Raw genomic sequence first — 1,666 nt, 5'->3', positions numbered from 1 at the left:
GTCTTGAGGCGTGTATCGCTGAGGAGGCCCTGTTCTTCGAGGACGGGATAGGCCATTGATGCGAGCAGCGAGTTGATCTGCTTGAGGTCTCGGATGGTGTCGAGATGGATTGTGCTGGTCTCGATGCTGCGAGTAGCGCCTTCACGCAGACGGGTGAAGTGGCGCAGGCTCGTCTGCTTTTCCAGTTCGCGCAAGCGGTCCTTTTCCTGCACGAGCTGACGGGCCGTGCGACCATCGCGCGAAACGATCACATTGAACGCCATATGCGCATTGGCCAGAACCATGGCGTGGAATTGGCTGAGTTCTGTCCAGCCTTCCTCGGTGAACTCCAGCTTGTGATCCATCTTCTTTTGAACATGCACCAGCATGTTGCGCACGATGATATCGCCGACCTGTTCAAGCTTCACACATGCGCCCAACAATTCCTGCATGCGCAATGACTCGAAGTCGGTCATCTCATGGGTTGCAAGCCGGGTCAGGTAAAGCTTGATCGCGGCATGGCGCTTGTCCACGCGGTCATCGAGGGCTTCCAGCTCATCGATCCGCACCTGATCGGGCTTTTCATAAAGCTCGATGATCCGCCGCAGCATGACTTCGATCGTATCGCAGACGCCGACCACTTCGCGGGTTGCATTGGCGAGCGCCTGCGAGGGCCGGTCGAGAACGGCGGTATCAAGGGCGCTATATTGCTCGATCTCGATCGGCTGCTGCGAAGCAGGGCTATCCTTGCCTGCATTGAGATTGACCAGCGCTTCGGTTGCACGCAGCACGAGGCCGGAAAGCGGAATGCCGGCAATCATCACGATGACATTGAACAGGATATGCGCATTGACGACCTGCGAGACCGGATCGGCGCCAAGGAAGGCGACCGAGGGCTTGAAGGTCTGGTAAAGCACCAGCATGATGAGCGATCCGGCACCGCGCATCAAGAGATTGCCGAGCGGCACGACGCGGGTTTCAGGCGGTGCCTGGCGGGTCAGGATCGGGGCGATGATCGACGATCCCAGATTAACGCCAAGAACCATCACCACGGCAAGCTCGGGATGGATCAGCCCGCGCGAGGCAAAGGTGGTGAGCAGGATGACGGCGGCGACGCTGGAATGAAACAGCCATGTCATCAGCGCTGCGAGCAGATAGGCTGTGATCGGATCGCCGGACAGATAATCGACGATGACCGGCAGCAATTCGCTTTGCCGCAGCGGCTCGGTGGCCTGTCCGGTCATTTCCAGCGACATGATGAGAAGGCCGATGCCGACCAGAATGCGGCCGATCTGGCGCCAGTCGCGGCGCTCGGTGGTCATGAAGATGCCGGTGCCGATGACCAGGCAGAGTGGCACCAGAAGTGTGAGGTCGTAGCTCAGGATCTTGACGACGAGGGCGGAGCCAAGCTCGCCGCCGCGCACGGCCATGAGGCCTGCGACACCGCTGACAAAACCGGAACCGACGAATGAACCGACGAGAAGTGTGACCGCTGTCGAGCTTTGCAGGGCGACAGCAAGGGCAAGGCCGAAGGCGACGGACAAAAGCGGGTTCTGCATCTGGTTGCGCAGGCGTCTGCGCAGCCGGTCGCCATAGGCACGCTCCACCCCGGTCCGCACCATCCGCGTCGCCCAAAGCAAAAGCGCAACTGCACCGGCCAGATGCAAAAGGACCAAAGAACCGTTCA

General features: G+C 60.0%; 1 protein-coding gene. It reads right to left on the bottom strand.

Annotated elements, in window-relative coordinates:
• Positions 1-1,666 (bottom strand): Na/Pi cotransporter family protein (locus ACYSN1_RS21810; protein WP_461727576.1); only part of this gene is annotated, 1,666 nt, incomplete at both ends.

The sequence above is a fragment of the Brucella sp. LJL56 genome (assembly GCF_054871705.1).
This window is presented reverse-complemented; position numbering and strand designations above follow the sequence as displayed.